The organism is Brachybacterium halotolerans (genome assembly GCF_016623465.1).
Classification (GTDB): domain Bacteria; phylum Actinomycetota; class Actinomycetes; order Actinomycetales; family Dermabacteraceae; genus Brachybacterium; species Brachybacterium halotolerans.
This window is the reverse complement of record NZ_JAEDAJ010000002.1, coordinates 144,964-162,077: the sequence shown is the minus strand read 5'-3', so window position 1 is coordinate 162,077 and position 17,114 is coordinate 144,964. Positions and strand designations below refer to the sequence as shown.

Here is a 17,114-nt window from a genome sequence, read left to right as displayed (position 1 = left end):
TGCCGCGCGGCGCCGCTGCGAGCCGCTCTGTGGGAGGGATCACGCGGGATCCTCTACCCTGGCGGGGGCCGCACAGGGTGCGCGGACGCGCCGGGGAGGACGCAGCATGGGGACAGCGACGATCATCGAGGACGACGACGACATCCGTCGACTGCTCGAGGTGGTGCTCGATCAGGAGGGGTACACGGTGACCTCCGCGGCGACGGGGAGCGAGGGAATCGCTCTGCTCACCACCGAGCCGCCGGACCTGGCTCTCGTCGACATCGGACTTCCCGACATGGAGGGGTACGAGGTCGTGCGGCAGTCTCGCGCCGCCGTCTCGGGAAGGATCGTGGTGCTCAGCGCCCGCTCCCAGGCACGCGATGCGCAGCTCGGGCTCGAAGCGGGCGCGGACGAGTACCTGACCAAGCCGTTCCGTCCGCGCCAGCTGCGCGAGGACCTGCGTCGGATCGTCGGCGAGGGTGCTCAGAATGCCGGAGGCGTCAGCGGCGACGAGCAGGGACCATCTGCGTCTGCATGATCGACGGTGACTGCGGATGCGGAGTCTGCAGCAGCTTTCGCCGCACCGAGACCTCCTTGCGCAGAGTGTTCACGGTGTCGCGGCCCACGGCGGTGATCAGCGGAAGCTGATCTCGCGCGCCCACGAGGTCGCCGTTCTCGATCTGCGCGTCGAGGTCCGTCGCGACGCGTTCGAGTCGCGACGCACCCACCATCGACGACGTGACGCGGATGCTGCCGATCGCGTCGCGTGAGGCGAGCGGTGACTCGGCGGCCAGGGAGCGTTCGAGGCGTGCCAGGCGCGTCGGCCAGTTGACCGCCCAGGCGGAGACGAAGTCGATGCCCAGATCCGGGCGACCGTCGAGCTCCGCGCCCAGTTCCTCGAGCTGTGCCACGAGGATCAGGGGCAGACCCTCGAGCTCTGCGCCGAGCGCGACGTCGGCAGCGCGGCGGCCGTCGGCGTTGCGGCGGGTCTTGGACCATCCCGTGCGCCCCGTGACGGCGCGCCAAGCGGCTCGCGCGTAGTAGACGTAGGTGAGGTAGACGTAGACGAGATTACACAGTCCCAGGGCAACGGCCATGGGCCACGAGATCTCGTGATCGGTCACCCTGCGGTAGACAGCGCCCCATACCGCGTAGGGGAGGATCAGGAAGAACACCGCGGCGAGGACGGCGGTGAGCAGTGTCGAGGCCGTCCAGAATCCGGCGCCCTCGTGCGCGGCACCGTAGACCAGCAGCAGCGGGATCAGGATCAGGTTCAGCATCATGATCGCCGGCTGCAGCATGAAGTAGTGGATCTCCAGCAGCCCGGACGCACTCAGGTGGCCGCTGCGCCGCAGTCCCGGCAGCGCCGAGGCGCACTCCATGTTGCCCTGCGCCCAGCGGGTGCGCTGGGTGATCAGGCGCCGGGTGAACGGCAGCGCCTCCTGCGAGACGTGCGCCTCGCGGCTGTAGTGATTGTGCATGCCCAGCTGCAGGATGTTCAGCCCGAGCTCGTAGTCCTCCGAGAGCTTGCGGCCCCAGGGCTTGCCGCGCTCCTCGGTGAGGGCATCCAGCACGGTCAGGCGTGTGAACTGGCCGTTGCCGCCCATGCCGACGGTGCCGGTGCGCGTGCGCAGCACCTGCATCGCCGAGTTCGTGGTGCGGAACTCGAGATCCTGCATGCGCACGAGGAAGCGACCGACTGCGTTCGCCCAGCGGCCGTCTGCGGGGCGCGGGCGGCGGTCGCCGCGGTTCTTCATCCACACCTCGAGCTGGACCGCGCCGACCTCCTCGTCCCCGAAGGCCTCGGGACCGGAGAGCATCGCCAGTGCATTGTCGGAGAGGAAGCCATCGGCGTCGAGGACGCCGACCACGATCCGGTGCCGTTCCTGCGGGCTCCCGCCCACGTGCTCGGAGACGATCCGGTATGCGGCATTCAGAGCATCGCCCTTTCCGGTGCGGGCTTCGGGGGCGATGCGCGAGATCAGGTGCACGTGGTCGTCGAACACCATGAGGCCGCGCACCACGTCCGCGGTCGCGTCCTCGCTCGCATCATCGATGACCCACACGTGGATGTCGGCGAAGGAGGCGCGCGCGGAGGACACGGTCTCGGCGATCACGTTCTCCTCGTCCCGGCAGGGGACCAGAAGATGCCATTGGAGGGATCCCGGGTCGCCCGGGGTGTTGCGCGGGTTCCGGATCTCGCGCAGGAACGTCATCAGGAGCAGGGCGACGTACGTCAGGGCGCACGCGGCGACGAGGGTGAGAACCAGAACGGCGACATCGCGCCAGATCACCTCCCCGAACGTGCCGAAGACGCCGGACAGTCCGAAGACCACCACCGCCGCCGCGGCGAAGAGGAGGGCGAGGAGGATCGTCAGGAACGTGCGCATTCGGTTTTCGCTTTCACCGGAGCGTGCGGGCCGCCGCGGACGACTGCGGTCGGGGCGACGCCAGTGCGCCTCGCTCGACATCCGCCGAGGGAGTTGATGACCGGTAGCTTAGCGTCGCGGCGCCAGCAGTCTCTCCCGTGGCAGCCGCACCGTGAACGTCGATCCTTCGCCCTGAGCTGAGCGGACGCTGATCTGGCCTCCGTGCGCGCGCACGATCCGCTGGGTGATCGAGAGCCCCAGCCCGTAACCGGGGATCCTTCCCTCGCGGACCGCGGTGGTGCGGTAGTACTCCATGAACAGGTTCGCCTGCTCCTCCGGTGCCATTCCGATCCCGGTATCCGAGACCCGCACTTCGAGGGCTTCAGGCGCCTCGGAGACCCGGACCTCGACGCGGCCGCCGGCGGGTGTGTACTTGAGGGCGTTGGAGACCAGGTTGCTGAGCACCTGCGTCATCCTCGGCGGGTCCAGCAGCAACGAGGCCTCGGTCTCGACCGTGCAGCGCAGATCGATCTCGCCCTCGACGGCCCGGGGCCTCAGGGTCTCGCAGGTCTCGCGGGCGAGGTCGCCGAGCCGCGCGGGCACGAGAGCGACGGAGTCCTCGTCGGGAGAGACGGAGAGGCCCTCCAACAGGTCCTCGACGTACTGCAGCAGTTTCTCCGCGTTGCGTTCGGCGACCTCGAGATGCTCGCGCGCGGTCGAGGGGAGTTCCTCAGCCTCCATGGTGAGGTCGAGGTACCCCAGGATCGAGGTCAGCGGGGTCCGCATCTCGTGGGAGACATCGGCGGTGCTCTGTCGCTGCCGCTTCGCGACCTCGACGAAGTCCGAGACGTCCGAGAAGAGGATCACGGCACCGTCGCGCTCTCCGCGCACGTCGACGATCTGGCGTGCGGCGGTGGAGAGCGTGCGCCGCGGACCGTCGAGTGGACCGAGCGACACCAGGTAGTTCGTGAACGTCTCCCGCTCGACGGCGCGGCGCACGGGTCGTGCGCGCGGTGGGATCGGGATGGAGGATTCGGGGTAGCGCACCTCGAGCCGGTCCTCCGACGGGTCGGGATCGCCCACAGGGAGCGCAAGGGCGTGCAGCTGCTGCTGGGCGCTGTTCATGAGCACGTCGTGACCGTCCTTGTCGACGACCACGATGCCCACCGACAGACTGTCGATCACGTTGGTGAGCAGCTGCTCCTGATCAGCGGTGCGGCAGAGCAGATCGGTGCGTTCCCGGAGTGCCTCCGCGGTGCGCGCTCGCTCACGCGCCGCCCTGCTCGTCGCCATGGCGACCAGCAAAGTCACCTGCAGCACCACAAGCAGGATGATCAGCGTCCTCACGATGAGCGTGCCATCGATCTCCGGATACTCGCGCAGCAGTGTCGGGACAGCGAAAGCCAACGTCACGGCCGCGGTGGCGAGCGCGGCGCCGAGGTAGCGCCAGCAGTATGCGGCCCACAGCGCGGGCACGAAGGCCAAGAGGGTGACGGTGCCGGCCTCCACCCGGAAGGCGTCGCGCAGGGGCGCCACGGCGAGGACGTCGGCGACCGGCAGCAGAATCCACGCTAGGTGCGTGCTCGACACCCGCGGGTACGCGAGAGAGGTCAGGACCGTCAGGGCGGCGATCGCGGCGAGTCCCAAGAGGTATTCCAGGCCGAGCATGACCGTGGGCTGGACGATCCCGAGCAGGGCGCTGAACGTCAGGACGTAGACGAAGAAGAGGATCTGCTTGCCCAGATGCCCGTCGTGGGGAGAGGTCAGGGAGTGCAGCAGCGCCTGGGGAATGCGAGTGATCCCCATATCGGCATCCTTCCTCAGCGAGCCGTGCGGCGCCGCCTCGCTCGCGGAAGCGGTGTCAGCCGTCTTGATCGGCCGCGTACTGCTCCATGGTGTCGTCCTTGAGGCACTTGCGCAGCTCGTCCATGCCCGACTCGTCGGAGGAGACGACGCTCGCTCCACCGGACGTCGTGGTGGGAGCGCCATGAGGTGCCTCGAGGAAGTGCAGGTCACTGCCGCGCAGGCTGCGGTTGTCCCAGCCGAGCTTCACGAGGGTGCCGGCGTCGAGCCCGTCGTCCGTCGTGAGGTAGGGGGAGATGGACTCGACCGCGTCCTTGAGCTTGCCGGGGGAGGTGAGGGTGTCCCTGCTGATGAACTCGACCGCGATGCCCTTGAGCAGCTGCTGCTGGTCGCGGTTGCGCTGGAAGTCGCCGTCGGCGAAGGACTTGCGCTCGCGGGCGAAGACGAGGGCCTCGTCGCCGTCGAGGTGCTGGGTGCCCTGGGTGAAGGTCTTCCCGTCGCGGGTGAAGGACTTCGGGATGTTCACGTCCACCCCGCCCAGGGAGTCGACGATCGCCTTGATGCCGTCGAAGTCGATGAGGGCGACGTGGTCGATCGGGACCTGCGTGTAGTTCTCGAGGGTCGTCACCGCGAGGGGGAGGCCTCCGAAGGCGAGGGCCGCGTTGATGCGGTCCTTCCCGTGGCCGGGGATGTCGACGTAGAGGTCGCGAGGGAAGGAGACGATGTACGCCTCCCCGCCGTCGGCGGGGATGTGCACGAGCATGATCGTGTCCGATCGCTGCCCGCTGACCCCTTCAGCCTTGGCGTCCTCGGTGCTGCGCTTGTCCGAACCCAGCAGGAGGATGTTCTGGCCCTCGCCGGTGAGATCGGTGTCGTCGTCGAGGGTGACCGTCGTGTGCTTCTCGTACGCGTTCTTCAGCGAGTTCAGGTACGTTCCCGCCACGATCCCGCCGGCGATGATCAGGGCCAGCACGATCAGCAGCACGATCAGGGCGGTGCGGCGCCGAGGGCGGGGCGCGGTGGCCGCCCCGCCCTCGTCCTCGAAGGGCAGGTCGATGTAGTCGTTCATGGCGGGGCCTCTCGAGGAGCAGGCGGGACGTGTACGAGGTGACCTTACGGTAGGCGAGCCCCGGTTCCGGGGCGGCTGTCGTGATCGTGAGGATCTCGTGTCCTGCGCCGGATCGCTCGGCGGTGGCGCGTGCCTCTCGAGGGGCGCTGCCTCGCTGTGTGTGCCGTGACGCCGCTGACGATCGTCATCGCTTTCTGTCTGAAGCAGGTGGTGGGGACTGACCGCAGGGGCGGAGAAATAGCAGCCGACGGGGCTCGATCCGTGGCCCGTCAGCCGTTCGCGGCTGCGTACTCGTCCATGGTGTCCTCCTTCAGGGCTGTCCTGAGCTGATCCATCCCCTCGTCGTCCGAGGAGACGACGCTCGCTCCGCCCGGCGCGGTGGTGGGACCGCCGTGCGGAGCCGGGAGGAAGTGCAGATCGCTGCTGGTGAGGTTCCGGTTCGACAGTCCCAGATGCACCAGTTCGCGGGTGTCCAGGCCATCGTCAGTGGTCAGGTACGGCGAGAGCGCCTCGATCGAGTCCTTCATCTTCGTGGGGGACGAGAGCGTGTCCCGGCTGATGAGCTTCGTCGCGATCGCCTTCAGCAGCGCCTGCTGATCGCGATTGCGCTGGAAGTCGCCGTCGCTGAACGCCTTGCGCTCGCGCGCGAAGGTCAGCGCCTCCTTGCCGTTCAGATGCTGCTCACCCTCGGTGAACGTCATGCCGTGCTGTTCGAAGGACTCGGGGATCGTGACGTCGACGCCGCCGAGGGTGTCGACCAGTCCCTCGATGCCGTCGAAGTCGATGAGGGCGACGTGGTCGATGGAAGCACCCGTGTAGTCCTCGACAGTGCTCACCGCGAGGGGCAGACCCCCGTAGGCGAGAGCCGAATTGATGCGGTCCTCTCCCTGCCCGGGGATCGGGACGTAGAGGTCGCGGGGGAACGAGACCACATAGCCCTCGGACCCGTCTTCGGGGATGTGGACGAGCATCATCGAGTCGGATCGCTGACCGCTCACACCCTCCTTCGCAGCCTCGTCGCCGCTGCGCTCGTCCGATCCCAGGAGGAGGATGTTCTGCCCGCTGCCGTTCGCGGCGCGCTCCGAGTCGGAGGCGCCTCGATCCAGGCTCACCACGGTCCGCTTCTGGTACGCGGAGTCGAGGGAGTGGACGTAGCGTCCCACGACCAGGCCTCCGACGGCCACCAGGCAGCCGACCACGAGCAGCGCGATCAGAGCGGATCGCCGGCGTCGGCGCCGACGGTGCGGTGGGGGAGTCGGGCCCGCTCCGGCATCGGAGTCGGTGTCGGGGACGTCGCTCATGCTGCCTCTCGAGGAGTGGTGGGGCGGCGGGTCAACGGCGACTCTACGGGAGCGTGCGGCGGGGACGCGGATTCGTTCGGACCGGAACCGGCGCGCCGCGACGAAAGGGTTAGCCTGTCCTGGCCATGATCTCCGATCCTGTGCGCGACGCAGGCCCATGCGCGTGCTCGTGCGCGAATATCCTGTGCGCACGCCCTCTCTCCCCCATAGCCGGAACCGGATGCGAATTCTGCTGATCAGCCACTACTACCCGCCGGAGTTCGGCGCGCCCCAGAGGCGCTGGTCCGCTCTCGTCGGGCGGTTCATCGCTGCCGGCAACCAGGTGACCGTAGTGACGCCGGTCCCGCACTATCCCCACGGCAGACCGGACGCAGAGCATGCGCGGGAGCATCGTGCCGGCCTTGTCGAGCGCGGGGCCCACGGCGAGACCATCGTGCGCACGCGCTACCTGCCGCATCGGGGCGACATCGTCACCCGCAGCGCCGATCACGCGCTCGCCGCGATGGACGGCCTGGTGCGTTCGCTGCGGCGGTTCTCACGTCGTGACGCGCGCCCCGATGTCATCATCGCGACGGCCCCCGCGATCGACAGCCTCCTCGCCGGGACCGTCCTCTCCAGGCTTTGGCGGGTGCCGCTCGTCGTGGAGATGCGCGACGCCTGGCCCGATCTCGTGACCCATGTGGGTGCGGCGGTGCGGCACGAGGGGGTGGCGGCTTCCCGGGCCGTCACGGCTGACGAGCACCGTTCGGCGGTGCGTCGATCGATCGGCTTAGTGAAGACCGAGGTGCATCTGCTGGTCTCCGCCTGGCAGCGCGATGCACAGCAGGTCGTGACGACCACTTCCCGCTTCGCCCAGGTCCTGCATGGGCGCGGCGTGGCGCGGGTCGACGTGGTGCGGAACGGCACCGACCTCGACGTCGTGCGGCCCCAGCGCGATCATGTGCCGGATCACACGGAGCTGCGGTGTCTGTACCTGGGCAACATAGGACGCTCGCAGGGACTCGAGACCGTGGTGCAGGCCGCGGCCAGGATGCACAAGCAGGGCGTCCCGATCCGGCTGCGCCTGGTGGGCCACGGTGCGGAGCGCGACCGACTAGCGGAGCTGGCCCGTGAACTCGATGCGCCGGTCGAGATCCACGAGCGGATCCCCTACGCTCACGTTGGCGAGCAGTACGCGTGGGCGGACACCGTCATCGTGTCCCTGCGCGACTGGGAGCCCTTCACCTGGACCGTCCCCTCGAAGCTCTACGAGCTGCTGGCGACGGGCCGGCACGTGACGGCGCTCGTCGCGGGGGAGTCGGCCGATGTGGTGCGAGCCTCCGGTGCGGGCGACGTGGTGCCCCCGGAGGATCTCGAGGCCCTCGTCGCCCTGTGGAAGGACCTTCAGAGCGATCGCGCCCACGTCGCGGTGCGTGCCTCGGGCCGGGATTGGGTGCAGGAGAACGCTAGCGACGACGTGCTGGCACGGACGTACCTGCGGATTCTCGAGGGAGTCCTGGGCTGCAGCACAGGACGCCCACCGGTAGGACCCGCGGGTACAGGACCCGCCAGGACTCCGAACTGATGCACGTAATCTGTCCCAACGCGGAAAGACCTCTGCCGTTCCACCGCGCTATCTTTCAGGATGTTCTGACTGCACTCGGTGAGCTCGATACCACTCCCAGAGCCAGAGAGGTTTGATGTCGTGCCGCTGACCCGCGCATGCCGCACGCTGCGGAATGCTCGGTTGCTTGCTGCGTCAGCATGGCAGCACCTCCGAGATGATCCGGCCCTACTGGCGATCCAGGTGTCCAGGCGGCTCCCCGTTGACGTCCGTACACGTGCTGGTGTCCTTCTGCACTCCTGCGCGCAGAGAGTCCCGGGGGGCGAGGGCTTCGCGTCGCTCGGAGCGATGATGTCGGGCAGGGACGAGGCGGCGAGGCAGCTGGCGGAACACTCAGCACAGCGCGGATCCCGCGTGGGTGCCGAGGTGTCGGTGCTCCTGGACCATTCAGAGGCGTTACCTGCGGGTGGACCGGTCGCCGCTCGTGCTCGCGCGGCATGGCAGCGCGGTGAGCTCTCAGCGGCCGTGGAGTTGCTCGAGCATGCAGGCGTCGGCACCAGGATGCAGGCACGTCGGCTCCGCAGCGAGCTGGAACTTCTTGCGCCCGGTCATCGCCTGGCGCCGCTTCAAGCGGGAGCTGAGCTGGGGCGCAAGGGCCCGTCAACGGAGGAGAATCCAGATGCCGACGCCGGCCTGCGCGTCCTTCATCTGATCACAAATTCACTGCCGCACACGCAGTCGGGATACTCGCTGCGCACGCACCGCCTGCTGTCGTCGCTGCGGCGTGCAGGGGTGCAGTCGATAGCCCTGACACGCACTGGTTACCCGATCATGGTGGGCGTGCCGCTGGCCAGCGATGAGGATGCCGTCGATGGCGTCGTGTACAGACGGACGCTGCCCTCATCCTTGGGGGCGACGGCAGAGCAGCGTCTTGTGCAGGAGGTCGACGCGGCTCTGAGGATCGTCGACGAGTTCCGCCCCCACGTACTGCATGCGACGACCGACTACCGCAATGCACTCGTGGCACAGGCGGTCAGTCAGGCCACGGGGATCCCATGGATCCTCGAGGTGAGAGGGCTCATGGAGCAGACGTGGATCGCCTCCCACAGATCGAAGTCTTCCCGTGCTCGAGCCGCTGACTCCGAGAAGGCCCGGCTCGTCGCGGCGAAGGAGGCCGAACTTGCGAACGAGGCGCATGCGGTGGTGACGCTGAGCCGCACCATGGCGCAGGAACTCGCGCGCCGCGGCGTGGATGACTCTCGTGTCGTCGTCGTCCCGAACGGGGTCGAGGATGCCCTGCTCTCCCGTCCCACGGACATGACGGACGCACGCAGGCAGGTCCTGCCCGACCTGCCCTCGAAGGCATACGCAGTCGGCGCGGTCAGCGCGCTCGTCGACTACGAAGGCTTCGACGTGCTGCTTCGCGCGGCGGCTCGCATCATCCATGATCCGTCCTCTCCCAAGGAGCTCCGGAACGATCTCCACGTCGTGATCGCGGGGGACGGAACGGCCGCTCCTGCCCTGCGTGCCCTCACACATGAGCTCGGCATCGGTGACCGCACGACGATGCCAGGGCGGGTCCCCAGGGCCGACGCCCCGACATGGCTGCTCTCTCTCGATGCTGTCGTCGTGCCTCGACGGGACCTTCGGGTCACGCAATGGGTGACGCCTCAGAAGCCCGTGGAGGCCCTTGCCCTCGGCCGACCGCTCGTCGTGAGCGATCTCCCTGCCCTCCGGGAATCCGTACGCACGGAAGAGGGTCTTGACTGTGCTCTACTGGTCCCGCCGGAGGACCCGGAGGCTCTTGCTGGGGAGATCATCCGGCTGTGGAGCCACCGGCACGGATCGGACGGCCGGAGTCAGGCCGGACGGAAGCTCGCGGCCTCCAGGCGTTGGCCGACACTGGCCGACCGCTACGTCACGGTATATCGCCGACTAGCCCATGAAACTGCTGAGGAGTGACCGATGCGCACTGACGTGAGAACGGCTCCCCAGCTCCGTCGAGACCTCGAGCGTCGTGGACTCGATGTGTCGGCGCTGGGCCCAGTTGGGGTCAGACCGAGTCTGCCGAAGTACATTTCGGACCTGTGGGAGCGCCGGCACTTCATCTGGATGGACTCGAGGCATCGAATCACCCTGCAGAACAGCAGGAACCGGCTCGGGAACCTTTGGTTGATCCTCCGCCCACTGTTCGACGCGGCGATGTATTTCGTCATCTTCGGGATGATCCTGAAGGCGGACCGCGGCATCGACAACTTCACGGCCTACATCATCATCGGTGTACTCATGTTCCGTTCGACAATGCAGAGCCTGAGTCAGAGTCCAGGAACGCTGCGGGTCGGCAAGCCGATGATCCGCGCATTTTCCTTTCCGCGTGCTGCACTGCCTATATCTGCACAATTGCGAGAATCGATGCAGATGGTGCTCACCGTTGTGGTGATGCTAGCTATGATCGTTGTGCTGCCGAATCATGAGATTCCCCGGCTGTCCTGGTTGCTGGTCATCCCGATCTTTTTGATGCAGTGCATGCTCAATCTTGGGGTATCGCTGTTGATGTCACGGGTGGGCTTCATTCTTCCGGACGTCTCGCAGGTGATAACGGTACTCTCTCGTGTGCTCATGTACGGCTCAGGCGTCATCTTCCCGATCGACAATTACCTCACCCATCCGGTCGCTGGTGCGATCATTCAGGCAAATCCGATATACCAGCTTCTCCACATGTATCGACGGGTCCTTATGGATGGTACGGCCCCGACGGTGGCATCCTGGGTCATCCTCGCAGTCTGGTGCGTGGGGATCTTGATCATCGGATTCGTATTCTTCTGGCGTGGGGAGGCGACGTATGGCGACGAGCAGCGTTGAGCCGCGCGACGGTGCAGATGCCGAGGCCGAGAACGCCCAGGCGTCTCGCTGGACGGCGCCGGAATCATCCCCTCTCACCGTCGCCGCACACGACCTTCGCGTCCGCTACAACGTGAACAGGACGGACCACTCCAGGAAACGGGGACTCATCGGGCTGACCCCGCGAACTCAGCGGGTCTCCGTCGGTGCTGTTCGCGGCGTTTCGTTTGAGGCGCGCTCGGGAGAGTTCATCGGGATCATCGGACGGAATGGTTCAGGTAAATCGACGCTCCTGCGTGTCCTGGCCGGGCTGGAGGCGCCGAATTCCGGCACTGTCCTCACGTCCGCCAAGCCGGTGTTGCTCGGTGTGAGTGCTGCTCTCCTCCCCGATCTCACTGGGGCACAGAACGTGAGGCTCGGAGCTCTGGCCATGGGTCTGTCCCCCCAGCAGGCTGACGACATCTTCGAGGACGTGGTGGAGCTCTCGGCGCTCGGTGATGCCATCGATCTGCCGATGCGAACCTACTCATCTGGCATGGGTGCACGCCTGAAGTTCGCCATATCCCTCGCTGCAGACCCTGAGATTCTAATGATCGACGAGGCGCTTTCCACCGGTGACGCCAGCTTCATGGAGCGCTCCCGGCGGGCGATGGACGACCTGCTCGAAAGAGCGGGAACGGTATTCCTCGTCAATCATGCGGCGCAAACCATCGAGAACATGTGTTCGCGTGCGATCTGGATGGAACGCGGCCACGTCGTGCTCGATGGTGATGCCGTTGAGGTCGCGCGGAAATATCGCTGGTTCGCGCACAACCTCGCACAGGGGAACACCTCCGTCGCCAACGGCCTGCTCATGGATGCCCGACGTGAAGGCAGGGACGCACAGGAGAGGGACGCGCAAGAGGATCTGACAGGCTTCCATCGAGGGCAGAGGACCACAACGCATCCGAGGCGAGCGCCGCGGCACATTCGGCGGGGAAAAGATCCGGGGTCGAATCGGGCTGACTCCGCGGAGGCGAAGACTTCGAACAACCTGCACGACCCATCTGGCCCTTGACTCCTCTCCCGATATTCATCCCCGCATCGGCATACCCGGACCTCCAAAGGATTCACAATGGCATTTCGTATCATGACCGTTTATGGCACTCACCCCGAGGCGATCAAGGTCGCTCCGATCATCAAGGCGATCGAGGCCGATAGCGCCCTCGAGAACATTATCGTGGTGACCGGTCAGCATCGTGAGATGCTCGATCAGGTAAACGCCATCTTCGGAATCGTTCCAGATCATGATCTCAACATCATGAGCGCCGGGCAGACCCTCAACGAGATTGTTGCCAAGGTGGTCTCGGGAATCGATGGGCTTCTCGAGAAGGAAGCCCCGGATGCTGTGATCGTGCAAGGTGATACGTCGACGGTGATGGGCGCGGCGGTGGCGTCCTTCAACCGTCAGATCCCCGTCGTGCACCTTGAGGCGGGGCTGCGATCCGGGGACATCAACTCGCCGTTTCCAGAGGAAGCGAACCGTAAGCTCACGAGTCAGATTGCAGCCCTCCACCTCGCACCCACAGAGACGTCGAAGTCCAATCTCACCCGCGAGAACATCAGTGAGAACGCGATCGTGGTCACAGGTAACAGCGTGATCGACACTCTCCAGTTCGCGAATTCGAATCTTGTCGTCCACTTCGAAGACGAGCGTCTAGAGAGACTTCAGAAAAAGCGTGCCGACGGCGATCCTGGTCGCATTCTCCTAGTGACGGCTCACCGACGAGAGAATCTCGGTACGGCGATGAAGGATATCGGAGAAGCCGTCGCAGAGCTGGCCCGAAAGTACCCGGATCTGACAGTGGTCTTCCCCATCCACAAGAATCCCAAGGTCCGTGCCGCAATCCGGCCGGCGGTCGAAGGGGTCGAGAACGTCTACCTCATCGAACCGCTCGCGTACGCAGAGTTCACTCGTGCGCTCGGGATCGCCGATGTCGTTCTCACCGACTCGGGGGGAGTGCAGGAGGAAGCTCCCAGTCTTGGCAAGCCCGTGCTCGTGATGCGCGAGAACACGGAGCGTCCTGAGGCCGTGCTCGCGGGAACCGTGAAGCTGATCGGTACACACCGGCAGCGGCTCGTCGATGAGGTGTCGCTGCTCCTTGATTCGGAGGAGGCGTACAAGGGGATGGCGAACGCTGTGAACCCCTACGGGGATGGACGGGCCTCGGAGCGCACCATTGCGGCGCTGCACCAGCTGTTCAGCCTCTCATCGGGAATGGAGGTCCCGGAGTTCACGGCCCTGGTCGAGAGGGGAGACGCCCGATGATTTCCAGGAAGTACGTTCTCGCATTGTCCGTGGGGATCGTGTTCGTCGCGTCGACGGTCCTCTCGGCCGTCATCGCAGGTTCTATCGCGGGTCCAGTGGGTTCTGTGCTGGTCGCCGTGGTCCTCGGTATCGTCGCCGGGGTGGCGGCTGGCTTGCTTCTGCGAGTTCTCCTCCGTGAGCAGGCCACGGCATTGAACAACATCAGGCGACGGTTCGAGGCCCAGTTGGAGGAGGCCGTCGACAGCGCGCCCAAGAAGTCCGGTGCCCAGGAGGGCGGCGTCGGTCCTTTCGTGTCCCTCGAGCGGTTGGAGACCCTGCTGGGGAACGGTCCCAGCGGCCTGCGCGACGCCACGGCAAGCATTATCGACAGTCACGTCGCCATCGTGCGACTTGCCGCTCGCAATGACATCCCCTTGAAGCAGGTCATGCGGCGTCATCGGGCAACGGAGCTACTCCAGCGACTGCTCAAGGACAAGCGGTTCCTTGAGGCGAAGCCGATCATCGAGGAATGGGATGGAATCCTCGACGAAAGCAAGCTCACGGAGGTGCGCGAGGCCTACAAATTCTTCCGCGTGCACGGCTACTATCGGCTCGCCTCGCGGCTGATGGATTACATCGCCGATCGGTTCGGGAACGAGCGCGACATCAAGGTGGCACGTGAGCTGCGCGAAGAACTCTATGTGTACGAGGATGTGCGCGCTCTGATGCCCGTGCTGCCGTCGTCGGACCTGCGCGATCCTCAGGGTCCCGTCTTGCACTTTGTGGGCAAGGCGCTTCCCGATACCCAGACCGGCTACACCCTGCGTACCCGCTACACCGTCGATGCGCTGGGGCGGGCCGGAGTCCCGTGCGAGATCGTCGCCCAGGCGGGTGGCGGACGCGAGCAGTTCGACTCGGTCGTGCGGGTCGAAGACGATCAGGTGCCCGTCACGTTCCTGGCGGGCCCGCGACGGACTGCCGTTGGATGGCGCGGCTGGCTGGAGCAGAATGTGGTGGGCCTGATGGATCGGGTCTCCGAGTCGCGGCCGTCCGTGATCCATGCACACGCAGACTTCATCAATGCGGCCATCGCGCTTCACGTGGGGCGCGCCGCTGGGATTCCCGTGGTCTACGAGGCGCGCGGGTTCTGGGAGGAGTCATGGCTCTCGCGCACTGCTCAGATGGCTGGTTGGGATGACCCCTTCGCCATCTTCGAGGTTTTCGGTGAGCCAGAGGCTTATGCACTCCGCCGAGGAGCCGAAGCGCGGGTTCGCGAGGAGGCGGACCACATCTTCACTCTCGCCCGCGTGATGCGACAGCACATCGTCGACGAGAGTGCTCCCGGCACGTACGGGGAGGGGGCGATCTCCATCGTCCCGAACGCTGTGGACAGCGGGGCCTTTCCTCGGCAGGAGGCGGACCCCGATCTCAGGCGCGAACTCGGTATTGAGCCGGATGATGCCGTGGTTGGGTACATCTCGTCGATCGTCGAGTACGAGGGTATCGGCACTCTGATCCGCGCGTTCTCCCGGCTCCAGCGGCACCCTGAGGAGCACGGGCTAAAGGTCAGTACGGGCCTCAAGCTGCTCGTCGTCGGCGATGGGCCGCATCTCGATCATCTGCGCCGGCTCGTGGAGTCGCTCGGGATCGACGGGGTCATTATGCCGGGGAGGATTCCTCATAGGCGTATCCTCGATTTCTACGGCCAGATCGACGTCTTCGTCGTGCCCCGGAAACCTGCCCGTGTCTGCGAGCTCGTGACGCCGCTCAAGCCGTTCGAAGCCTTCTCGACCGGCCGTGCGGTCGTGCTCTCGGATGTTGCTGCGCTGAAGGAGATCGCGGATGATGCCCGTGGCGCGGCCGCGACGTTCACCGCGGGGGACGACCACGACCTGGCGAGCGTGATCGGAGGAATCGTCACGACCGACGGTGAGCAGGAGCGGATGTCTGCCGCAGGTGCGGACTGGGTGCGTGCCGCGCGTTCGTGGGACGCCAACGTTCCGGCATACGTCGAGGTGTACTCGCGCCTCGGACGCGTGTCGGAGACGGCAGGCTGATGACCGTGAACGACCAGAGGCCCGTCGTTGGGTGAGGCGCCTGAGCTCCGTGCGGCCCTACTCGCACGCATCCCGCCCGTCATGGGGTGGCACAGTATGGACAAGGGGCGCGATGCACCTCGTTCGGGGCAGGACGTGGCCCTCTCTGGATGGGCCCCCGGTGCTGAGTCGCCGATTCCCCTGGCACCATCCTTCGATTGGGCGGACTCTTCCGCCCTGAGCAGGTCGTTCGCATCGCAGTTGCAGTCCCTGAAGTTCCTCGATGCCGTTCTGCTCGCGTACGACCGTGACCGTGAGCCGGCTGATCTCGACTATCTGGCGAGCGTGCTTCTCTCCTGGGGAGAATTCGCGCAGTCCGATCCGCCGGACTCGAGCATGTGCTGGTATGACCTGTCGACGTCGCTTCGCGTTCCGCGCATCTTGGGGGTTGCGGCGCGGGCACTGCGAGACCACTCGCAGCACGGGGAGGCGATCGCCCGGATGATCCCGCACCTCCTGAACGGACATCGGGAGCGCCTATCGAGCCTGCTTTGTGCGACGATCTCGAACAAGTCGCTCTTCGTGCTCGCGGCTCTGGCCGAGATCGCCGTCATCGATGATGCCGTCGGCGAGTCCTCGGGAGAAGCAGCCGCGGTGATCGACGAGATCCTTGCGCTCTTCTCCCAGCAATTCATGCCCGACGGCGGCCACGTGGAACATTCGCCTGCTCACCAGCGCATGACGCTTCTGGGGTTCCACTCGGTTTTCAAGAGGTTCGTCCCCAGTGGGCACCCGGCGCTCGGGTCTCCACTCCGCGGGGCGTACGAGGCGCTGTCGTGGATGTACCGACCGGACGGGAATCTGGTGGAGATCGGTGACACCACCCCGGAACGCCTGCCGGTCCCGACGGCCCCCCCGATGTCCCCGAATGCCAGATTCGTCTTTAGTCGTGGCGGGGAGGGCCAACGGGCACGCCGACAATGGAAGGCTCTTCCCGACTCCGGGTGGGCGTTCGTGCGAAGCCCATCTGAGGATTCCGCGAGTGAGCCGGGGGGCGAGTCCTACCTCGCCTTCCATGCGGGATTTCATTCCCGTTCGCACAAGCACGCAGATGACCTCTCGCTGTGCTGGTCAGAGGGCCTCGTGAATATTCTCGTCGATGGGGGCAAATTCGGGTACGGGGCCGTGCTGCCGCGGGACAGCGATCTCCGACGCAATGGTTTCTACTACGCGGACCCCAGGCGGCAGTACATCGAGTCCACACGGGCCCACAGCACGGTGTTGCTGGACGGTGTTGATCATGACCGCGTGCACCGCAAGCCCTATGGCGGAGGAGACGTACAGGCAGGGCTCCGCTCCGGACGGTTCACCCTCTCTGGGACAGCGCCTCATGGGACGTGGACGCACCGCCGGCTGATCGGCTTCCGACCGGGGCGCAAACTCACGGTCCGTGACACGGTGCGACTGCACGACGGCCAGGCTCATCGAATGGAGTCGCGATTCCTGATTGACGGTCGATTCTCGATGCGCATGGTGGACGGGGTGGTCGAGATGTGTCGGGAGGACGCAGGTGTGGTTCTCCGGATCCAAGGGCATGACGCGCTCGAGCGTGTCCCCGACGTCGCCCTCGGCTGGCCGGACCCACTGGAAGGATGGCGCAGTGAGTCGGATGGCGAGGTCACTCCGTGCTGGAGCATCGTGTTCCGGGCCGAGTGCGTGAAGGTCACTGTAGGGACCGTGACTTTCGATGTCAGCACGACGAAGCCAGAGCCCTCGGAAGGGGATGCACGATGATGCGCCGCGGAGGCGATTCAGTTACCTCGGGACGTGCCTTCCCGATACGTGCTGCGATCTGTGTGGCAGTGCTCGTCGTCTTGTCGCTC

The 17,114-nt window shown here is 66.1% G+C and carries 12 protein-coding genes; 8 read left to right on the top strand and 4 right to left on the bottom strand.

Translation table 11 applies throughout. The annotated features are described in order from the left end of the window. The first annotated feature begins 106 nt into the window (after positions 1-106). Complete coding sequence (locus tag I8D64_RS04920) at positions 107-520, top strand: response regulator transcription factor (RefSeq protein WP_200501397.1); 414 nt, start codon at positions 107-109, stop codon at positions 518-520. Here the strand turns inward: I8D64_RS04920 and I8D64_RS04915 are convergent. From I8D64_RS04915 to I8D64_RS04900, 4 genes are all read right to left on the bottom strand, one after another. Then, complete coding sequence (locus I8D64_RS04915) at positions 483-2,372, bottom strand: XrtP-associated glycosyltransferase (protein ID WP_200501396.1); 1,890 nt, start codon at positions 2,370-2,372, stop codon at positions 483-485. The genes I8D64_RS04920 and I8D64_RS04915 overlap by 38 nt on opposite strands. Before the next feature lie 108 nt (positions 2,373-2,480). Continuing rightward, the gene (locus tag I8D64_RS04910; protein ID WP_200501395.1) at positions 2,481-4,157 is read right to left on the bottom strand and encodes a sensor histidine kinase; all 1,677 of its coding nucleotides are present in this window, start codon (positions 4,155-4,157) and stop codon (positions 2,481-2,483) included. Positions 4,158-4,212: 55 nt separating this feature from the next. Next, complete coding sequence (locus tag I8D64_RS04905) at positions 4,213-5,223, bottom strand: LCP family protein (RefSeq protein ID WP_200501394.1); 1,011 nt, start codon at positions 5,221-5,223, stop codon at positions 4,213-4,215. A 269-nt stretch (positions 5,224-5,492) separates the two neighbouring features. Continuing rightward, entirely contained in the window at positions 5,493-6,524 is a 1,032-nt protein-coding gene (locus I8D64_RS04900; protein WP_200501393.1) for an LCP family protein, read from the bottom strand. 157 nt (positions 6,525-6,681) lie between these two features. On the opposite strand from I8D64_RS04900, the gene I8D64_RS04895 reads away from it, so the two are divergent. The 7 genes from I8D64_RS04895 to I8D64_RS04865 all read left to right on the top strand — a co-directional run bounded on the left by I8D64_RS04895 (position 6,682) and on the right by I8D64_RS04865 (position 17,025). After that, positions 6,682-8,088 (top strand): glycosyltransferase family 4 protein, encoded by a 1,407-nt coding sequence (locus I8D64_RS04895; RefSeq protein ID WP_246482748.1) that lies wholly within the window; start codon positions 6,682-6,684, stop codon positions 8,086-8,088. A gap of 504 nt (positions 8,089-8,592) precedes the next feature. Then, complete coding sequence (locus I8D64_RS04890; protein ID WP_200501392.1) at positions 8,593-10,029, top strand: glycosyltransferase; 1,437 nt, start codon at positions 8,593-8,595, stop codon at positions 10,027-10,029. A gap of 3 nt (positions 10,030-10,032) precedes the next feature. Next, positions 10,033-10,929 carry an ABC transporter permease gene (locus I8D64_RS04885; protein WP_200501391.1) on the top strand — a complete coding sequence of 299 codons (897 nt, stop codon included), beginning with the start codon at positions 10,033-10,035 and terminating at the stop codon, positions 10,927-10,929. Next, positions 10,910-11,965, top strand: a complete 1,056-nt coding sequence (locus tag I8D64_RS04880) for an ABC transporter ATP-binding protein (RefSeq protein WP_200501390.1) — start codon at positions 10,910-10,912, stop codon at positions 11,963-11,965. Before I8D64_RS04885 ends, I8D64_RS04880 begins: the two co-directional genes overlap by 20 nt. A gap of 72 nt (positions 11,966-12,037) precedes the next feature. Further along, positions 12,038-13,216 (top strand): non-hydrolyzing UDP-N-acetylglucosamine 2-epimerase, encoded by a 1,179-nt coding sequence (gene wecB / locus I8D64_RS04875; protein ID WP_246482747.1) that lies wholly within the window; start codon positions 12,038-12,040, stop codon positions 13,214-13,216. Beyond that, positions 13,213-15,252, top strand: coding sequence for a glycosyltransferase (locus tag I8D64_RS04870; protein ID WP_200501388.1), 2,040 nt, complete (start codon positions 13,213-13,215; stop codon positions 15,250-15,252). The genes wecB and I8D64_RS04870 overlap by 4 nt, the downstream gene beginning before the upstream one ends. 96 nt (positions 15,253-15,348) lie before the next feature. Further along, on the top strand, positions 15,349-17,025 hold the full coding sequence (locus I8D64_RS04865) for a heparinase II/III domain-containing protein (RefSeq protein ID WP_200501387.1): 1,677 nt from the start codon (positions 15,349-15,351) through the stop codon (positions 17,023-17,025). The last annotated feature ends 89 nt before the right edge of the window (positions 17,026-17,114 follow it).